Source organism: Hyphomonas sp. (assembly GCF_016125515.1).
In the GTDB taxonomy this organism is placed as follows: domain Bacteria; phylum Pseudomonadota; class Alphaproteobacteria; order Caulobacterales; family Hyphomonadaceae; genus Hyphomonas.
The window spans coordinates 25,865-33,217 of record NZ_WGLO01000022.1 but is presented as its reverse complement, the minus strand read 5'-3'; the positions used below and the strand labels follow the sequence as shown (position 1 = coordinate 33,217).

The following is a 7,353-nucleotide window of genomic DNA, read 5'->3' as shown; positions in this document are numbered from 1 at the left end:
CGCACTCATCGCTTGACCGGCAGACGCCGGATCAGGCCTACTTCAAAGCGCTCCAACCAATCCCGGTTGCGGCATAACCCGAAGGGCAGAAATCCACTTATCCAGCGACCGGATTCTGTTCAGACAAACCGAGCCACCTCTCTGGACACTACCCGCACCGCTTACGCGAAAGCGCGTGAGCCGCTTCCAATATGCTTCCAAATCGAAAAATGGGCCAAGCCCCAAAGAGGATAAGCCCCCGAAATCCTTTCGGAAATCAGGGGCTTATTTGGGTGCGGGAACGCGCACCCCTCGCCAGCGAACCGGGTTCGCCTACCGGATCGCGGCCTGACGGTCAGCCGTTATCAACGGGCCGGACAAAGTCGGCCACAACGGGCGCGTCGGATTGCGGCGCGGCCTGCTCGGTCTCGGTGGCCGGGACCGCTGGCTCTGGCGCTGGCGTTTCGGCAACGGGCGCCGGCGCGTCTGCCGCAGGCTTCGCCTCGGCCTCTGCCGCAGCCCGTGCCGCAGCATCCGCCTCAGCCTCAGCTCGCGCCTTCGCTTCGGCCTCGGCCTCTGCCGCAGCCCGTGCCGCAGCATCCGCCTCAGCCTCAGCTCGCGCCTTCGCTTCGGCCTCGGCCGCAGCATCGGCCCGCGCCTTGGCCTCAGCTTCGGCCTGAGCCTTCGCCTCGGCCTCAGCCTGTGCGGCCGCCGTGTCAGTGACCATGCGCGGCAGCGGCGCGAGATTGGCGATGAACTTGGCGACCTCATCATAGGCGCTCTTTTGCGCGTCATAGGCCTCGACCAGCTGGCGCTCGGTCTCGATGCGCGCCTGCTCGCTTTTCACGGCTGCCATCGCGTTGGCATCGCGCTCGGCGGCGTGGCGTTTTGCGTCATTCACCAGCGTGTCAATGCGCCGGCCGGTTTCCTCGAAAGTCATCTCTGATTTTCCTTTTCAGGCTTGAGGGGATGGCGCCCGGTGCCGGACGCCGGGCAATGCTCAGTGTGTGAAACGATAACCGATGATCAGCATATCGACGGCCTCGCCTGCCGGCAGCGGCACCCACTTGCCAGACCACGGGGTCAGGTCGCCATTCCAAGGGTCGAGACCCCATTGCTGATTGGCGACCCAAAGCTCGGTTGCCGGGAACATCTCGGCATCCGAGGGAATCGGCTTGAGATCGGCCGGCGCATTGCCGGCCGCTTTCCACGCCGCAATTTGCGCCGGCGTGATCACCAGCTCATCGGTCCAGCCATCGGTAAGGCTGACAACGCGCATGACAATGCGGTCATTGTCCCGGCGGTCGATGAAGTAATCCACGACATGCCCGCCGAGGTCTTTCTCGACCGAGCGCATGTTGAAGCCGGCGCCGCTTGCGGTGTGCAGGTTATACTCGATGCGGCCGTCCATGATCTCGATGTCGAGTTCATGGCCGCCCTCGCGCCAGCCTTCGGAATAGAGCCAGACGGGCGCGGCGATGACCCCAGGTCGCGCCTCAAATGTTGCCCGGACTTGGTAGAGGCCGCGCGTTTTCTTGAGCCGTTTCTCGCCTTCCCACTTGATCGACGCGGCGGCCGTATTGGTCAGGCGGTGCAGCAGCGAGCCATCCGGCTGCACCTGCACAGCGCCGAAATCGAACGTCCACCCCGGCTCCATTTTTGACTGGTAGCCCTCAATGGGATGCCAGAGCGAGGCCGCGTAATTGTGCCGGATGACCTCGGCGGCCGAGAATTTCGTGAGGCCCGGATCGGCCGGCGGATCGATGACATGCGGCTCGGCCATCAGGAAAGTGCCGAGCTGGCGCCAAAGGCGCTGCGCCTCGGCGAGGCGCTCGGCGCGGCCGGTCTCAAGGCTGGCGAGCTGCGCGCGCGTGGCGGTCAGCTCGGCCTCAAGCGCCGCCACCTTGACGGTCAGGGCCTCGACCTCTGCCGGGTCCGGCTCGATGGCCGCGACCGCCTCGGCGAGGCTCTGCAGAAGCTCGGTCATTTGCGGGTCGGCCGGCTGCGCCTTGGCCGGCGGCGCAAGGATCAGGGCCAGGCCGAGCGCGAGCGCGGCCGTCAGGGAACGGAACATCAGGCGTTTCCTTTGTTCAGGTCAGCCGGCGCACCGGCAGAGGATTGCGTCATAAGGGCGAGCTGAGTTTCGAGCCGTGCAACGGTGACCTTGAGATCAGCGACCTTGTCGCGTGTGGCACGATCATCGAGCCGCAGACCGTTGATCACCCGCTCCGCCGCATTGAGCCGTTTTTCGAGGGGTCGAGCGACCACCCAATAGGCAGAGGCGCCGCCGAGGCCGTAGGTCGAGACCATCACGACAATCAGGAAAGCCGGGCTTTCAAGCGCCGGCTTGATGGCCTCATAATTCGCGGCGAACCATGCGAACGCACCGCCCGCAATCGTCAGGATTGCGATGAACCGGCCCCACATAAGCGAATCGGATGGCGGGCCGAGCGGTTTCTTTTCCGAATCGGTCTCGCTCACGGCTTCAAGGCAGCCGTCAGCTTCGCGCGACCGGCACGGCCGAGCTGCCAGCCTTCGCGCCATTTCGTCTCAATCTCGATGTCGAGCGGATCGAGCTTGCGGCGCAGCGCCTGCATGGTCTTGCGCACGCGCGCAGATTTCGGCGACAGCGGCGCGGCATGGAGGGCCGCGAGCTTTTCCGCCGGCACGACTGCGCCGGGCCTCAGGGCTTTCAGGTAAGCCGCCTCAAGCGGGGTCAGCCCCCACGCGGCCGGGAAAGTTTGCTTGGCCATTTCTCAGGCTCCTAAGCTAGAGGAAAGTGAGGTGCGCCCGGCCGCATCCGGCCGGGCGCATGTGGCGAGCCTCAGCCGGCCGCGTTCCAGCGGTCTGCCGCCGTGCGGACCTTCGCGGCCATCTGATCCCAGGCCGCGCGGTCCGGCAGGCCGTCCGCATCGAGCGCATCGGCGAGGCCGCGCACATCCTTGGCAACGGCCTCATCGATGCGGCCGGACGTTTGCACGCCAGACACAACGGCCTTGCCGAGCGCCGCGACCTTTTTGGCGGTGGCACTGTCCGAGCGCTCAATCGCGGCGTTCGCGACCTTGAAAAGCATGCCCGCGAGATCGAGGGCAGCGGCGAGAGTTGCTGCGTTCATGGTGATTCCCTTTTTGAAGTGAAGGCAGAGGTGGCGGATTGTCAGCCGGCGGACGGATCGAGGCCGATGACCGCCTCGACCTTCGGTTTCAGCGTTGACCAGTCGGCCTTGGCCTGCTCGGTCAGACGTTTCAGCTCGCCGGTCGCGGTCAGGTATCCGACCGCCGCGAGGCACTCGGAAAGTTTCGACTGGTCCGAAACCGTCTCGATGCAGGTCTTGGCGAGCGGTTCGAGCGCCTCGACCTCAGTGCGGTATCCCGCGACCGCGCCCCAGAGTTCGGAGGCGACGGCGACACGTTCCGCCGTGGCATTGATCGCCACATCAGCAGCGGCCTCGATCTTCGGATCGAGCGTGCCGGCCTCGCGTTCGGTCGCGAGTGCGTCCACGACCGCGGCATAGGTGCCGATGAAGCAGAAAGCGGTCTCTTCCGGGTGGCGGTCCGCGAGGCAGACTTCGCTCACCGCATCGACGGTCTTGGCGCCGGGCATCACCCCCGGCAGCAGGGCGCAGCCGCTGACATTGCCGAGCGCGAAGGCTGCGGCGAACGCCTTGGCGGCATGGTTACGGATGAAGTCAAACATGGCTTTCCTTTCAGGCTTCATTGCCGGACAGGCCGCCGGCGGGCTTGAGCATGACGCGGCGAACATTCGCCGGCGCAGCGATGGTGTAGATCCTCCGCGCACCGAGCAGACGGTCCCGGTCGATGCGGACAATCGAGACCGCATCGCCTTGGTTTCCGCCGAGCACATGGAAGGCATCGGCATCCTCACCGACATAAAGGCCGACATGGCCCGAGGTCTTGCCGCGCCGGAAGATCAGCACATCGCCGAGCTGAGGATCGGCCGGCGCCTTGTCGCCCCAGCGGAGCCAGCTGCGCGCCCAGAGCGCGTTCGCGTTCACCGGCTTGCCGGCGCGCTTCGCGACGACCGCCATCCAGAGGCCGCACCACGGCACGGCGTCGGCCGTGAAGGCGTCCTCGATCGCGGGCACGCCGACCTCGGCCGCCCAGCCCATGATGACGGGATTATCCTCCGCTCCCGGACCTTCGAGTGTGCCGAAGGTCTTGATGCCTTCGAGCAGCATCCGGGGCGCGGGCTCCCTGGCGAGCCAGGCATAAGCGGCGGGAAGTTTAAGGGACATAGCAGACCTTCGCTGTGACCGATTCGACCGCCACTTCCTCGCCCGTGTTGGCCAGCGTGCCGGTGATGTAGATCGTCCAGTCGGTCGAGGTGTCGACAGTCGTCAGGACGTGCGCGGACGATCCGTCGCCGACGCCGCTGGCAAGGTTCGCCGGGTTGATCTGCGACGACTGGCTGTTCCGGTTGCGGATGCGCCCGCGCCAGGTGCGCGACGCGTTTGTCGTGACAGTGGACGACATCGGTGCGCCGCCCGCCATGCTGCCATTCCTGATCCTGAACACCTTGTTGTTGGCGCTAGACGTCCACGAGAAGGCCACCTCAAGCTCGACATAGCCGTTGGGGCCCATGGCCCCGCCGGGGATCGTGATCGACCGGATCGCGGTCTCGTTCGTGTCGCCGGTGTGGGAGGCCTTCACATGGTTCGAATAGACCGTGTATTCCAGCGGCAGGAACTTCTGCTTCACCAGCTGCGGCGCTTCGTTGAACAAGCCCCCCGGGGCGTTGCAGCGCACCGTGTGCGGATCGACGAGGAAGTCGACATGCGTCGAGATGATCTTGATGCCGAGGCGGCCGCTGGTGATCTTCGCATTGGCGTCGAAGTTCGACAGCGTTCCGCGCGACAGGACGCCGTCGACCGTGACGGTCGCGAACGGCGCCTTGCCCGACGGCCATTGAGGGATCGCCACATTGTTGACGTGCGCAATCGAGCCCCACTGGATGATCGCCTCGGACGCGCCGGCGTCGCTCGTTTCGATCGAGCCGTTCGAGATCATGCAGGCACGGACCTTGCCGCCGCCGGTGCCGGAGCCGCCGATGTTGATGCCGTAGGCGCGGTAGTCCTTGAAGTTGAAGCCGTTAAGGTGGTGGCCGCCGTCGCGCCAGCCGGGGTTCTGCGACGACACCGACCAGCTCGTCCGCACCCGCTCGGTCTCAAGCCCCATGGTGATGATGTTGGCGCAGTCTTCCAGCTTCACGCCGGAATCGTAATCGGTGATCTGGGCCGTGCCGATGAAGCCGCGCAGGCAGCCGATCGGGCGGATGGCGCGCACCGACACGTCCGGCCCGCCGATCGGGTTGCCCTGGTCGCCGGCCGCAACGATGTCGGAGATGAAGAAATTGTCGCAATTGACCGGCGCGAGGCCGAAGCCGCGACCACTCCACTGGATGTCCTCGGCGACAAACATCGCCGCCCGCGAAGCGGAAATGAACGAGCCGTTCTTGCGGGCGTTCGGCGCGCGCAGCGATTTCAGGCGGACCTCGCGGCAATAGTCCGCATTGAGCAGGTAGTCCGTACTCGCTGGATTGATGTCGAGGCCCTTGAGGATCAGGCGCTCAAGCTCGACGCTGTCATAGGACAACATGCGCAGGAAGCCGTCCGCCTCGCCGGTGCCGTCCACAATGCCGGACAGGTCGAAGACGCAGTCCGTCAACGCAAGCTGGCCGCCGAACGGGATCTTCCGGCCCGTCACCACGCCGGTCAGGCCGGCGCTGTTCGTCGGGTCGGCGGGATCGAACGCCTGGTTCATCCGCATGTCCCAGACGATCGCCTTGTCGAACGTCAGGGTCGTGCCGGAGATCGCGGTGATCGTGCGGTAGCAGATGGGCCAGCGGCCATTGTAGGTGTCGGAGAACAGGCCGAACGTGTCGCCCACAGCGAGATCGCTGGGCGTCGCATCGACCTCGGCGACGCGGGTGCCGGCGGTATAGCTGACGCCATAGGTCGTGCCGAAGCTCGCGACGTTCGAACGGATCGCGTAGCGGGTGCCCGCCGTGTCGCCGCTGGCGGCGGTGTAGAACGGCTTCAGGATCGCGCCGTTGCCCTTGAGGCGAAGGCCGCCGGACGGCGTGACGATCCGGCCCTCCCACGGATAGAGCTTGCCCGGCTCGGCGCAGAGCGGCTTGCCCAGGGCAATCGCTTCCTCAAGGCGGGGCAGGTTTAGCGCGCTCTCGCTCGTGGCGATGCCGAAATATTCAAGGCTGCGCTCGCCCTCGAAGGGCATGTTGACCAGCGCCGGCGCGGGCAGCTGCGCGGACGGCACCTTGCCGCCGGAATCCAGCTCCGCGAGGCCGCTATTGGCACCCTTTAGCGACGTGTCCAGCTTGCCGGACAAGGCCGAGGCCAGCGCGGCCTGCGCGCGACCGTCAGTGAAATACTTGTTCGTGCTGCCCTCGGCCAGCGCATCGGTCGAGCCGGGCGACGCGACGATCTCGATATAGGCCGAGCCAGACCAGCGGAACGCCTTGCCATTGTCGAGCGTCACATAGATTTTGCCGGCCTCGCCCGAACCCGGCAAGGCAGCGAAGTTGGCCGCCTCGATGACATCATCCACATAAGACGGCAGCTGAGCCGACGGCACTTTGCCGCCGCCGTCCAGACTGGCGACGCCGCCGGCCGAGCCTTTCTGCGTGAGGGGCACCGAGGCTGCCGCTGCCGCATCCGCCGCAACCTTGACAAAAGCCGTGGTCGCAACCTGCGTTGTATCGGTGCCAGGCGGCGCCGTTGGCGCAGTCGGTGTTCCGGTGAGCACCGCATTGTTGAGACTGAGGGCATCAACCTCCGCCGAGAGCGCATCGAGGGCGGCCTTGACCTCAGCGAAAGTGTCAAGATCGGCGCTGACGCCGGCGCGCAATTCCGTGCGCAGAGCATCGACAAGCGCCGCATTAGGCGCGTTGATCACATCCCCGCTGAGCCCCATGCTGGCGAGCAGCGCGTCAATCATCGAGCCGCCGGGCTGGATGTCGAGCAGATAGCTGACCCAGGTCTCGCCGTTGTAGATCAACGGCCTCAGCGGGATGCCGGCCTGCGAATAGTCGCCGTGCATGTCGCCGGCCTGCAGCGGTGTGCCATCCTTGCGCTCGGTCGGCAGTGTGCCCCCGTGCGTCATGTTGAAGATGTTCAGCGCTTCGAGCACTTCCCAAAACTGGCGCTCCGGATAGCGATATTCCGTCTGCTGATAGAGTGCCGCAACAACTGACATGCGGTTCCAAAGCTCAAGCACCTTGTCGCGCAAGGCCTCAAGTGTGTCCGGCGCCCCGAACTCCGGCAACACCGTTGGCGTCGCGACCGAGTTGCCGTCATTGATCACCGGCATGCCGGACGTTCTCACGTCAAAAGCCATG

8 protein-coding genes are annotated in these 7,353 nt (G+C 65.6%); all 8 read right to left on the bottom strand.

What is annotated here, in order from left to right; all coding sequences use genetic code 11:
- Nucleotides 1-334 precede the first annotated feature (334 nt).
- Nucleotides 335-919, bottom strand: coding sequence for a hypothetical protein (locus GC148_RS15330; protein WP_291072140.1), 585 nt, complete (start codon nucleotides 917-919; stop codon nucleotides 335-337).
- A gap of 60 nt (nucleotides 920-979) precedes the next feature.
- On the bottom strand, nucleotides 980-2,053 hold the full coding sequence (locus GC148_RS15325) for a hypothetical protein (protein ID WP_291072139.1): 1,074 nt from the start codon (nucleotides 2,051-2,053) through the stop codon (nucleotides 980-982).
- Nucleotides 2,053-2,460: a hypothetical protein gene (locus GC148_RS15320; protein WP_291072138.1), complete on the bottom strand. Its 408-nt coding sequence runs from the start codon at nucleotides 2,458-2,460 to the stop codon at nucleotides 2,053-2,055. Before GC148_RS15320 ends, GC148_RS15325 begins: the two co-directional genes overlap by 1 nt.
- Nucleotides 2,457-2,732, bottom strand: a complete 276-nt coding sequence (locus GC148_RS15315) for a hypothetical protein (protein WP_291072136.1) — start codon at nucleotides 2,730-2,732, stop codon at nucleotides 2,457-2,459. Before GC148_RS15315 ends, GC148_RS15320 begins: the two co-directional genes overlap by 4 nt.
- Before the next feature lie 71 nt (nucleotides 2,733-2,803).
- Nucleotides 2,804-3,094, bottom strand: coding sequence for a hypothetical protein (locus GC148_RS15310; protein WP_291072134.1), 291 nt, complete (start codon nucleotides 3,092-3,094; stop codon nucleotides 2,804-2,806).
- Nucleotides 3,095-3,135: 41 nt separating this feature from the next.
- On the bottom strand, nucleotides 3,136-3,675 hold the full coding sequence (locus GC148_RS15305) for a hypothetical protein (RefSeq protein ID WP_291072132.1): 540 nt from the start codon (nucleotides 3,673-3,675) through the stop codon (nucleotides 3,136-3,138).
- A gap of 10 nt (nucleotides 3,676-3,685) precedes the next feature.
- Nucleotides 3,686-4,234: a TIGR02594 family protein gene (locus GC148_RS15300; RefSeq protein ID WP_291072130.1), complete on the bottom strand. Its 549-nt coding sequence runs from the start codon at nucleotides 4,232-4,234 to the stop codon at nucleotides 3,686-3,688.
- Nucleotides 4,224-7,352 carry a hypothetical protein gene (locus GC148_RS15295; RefSeq protein ID WP_291072128.1) on the bottom strand — a complete coding sequence of 1,043 codons (3,129 nt, stop codon included), beginning with the start codon at nucleotides 7,350-7,352 and terminating at the stop codon, nucleotides 4,224-4,226. Before GC148_RS15295 ends, GC148_RS15300 begins: the two co-directional genes overlap by 11 nt.
- Nucleotide 7,353: the final 1 nt, after the last annotated feature.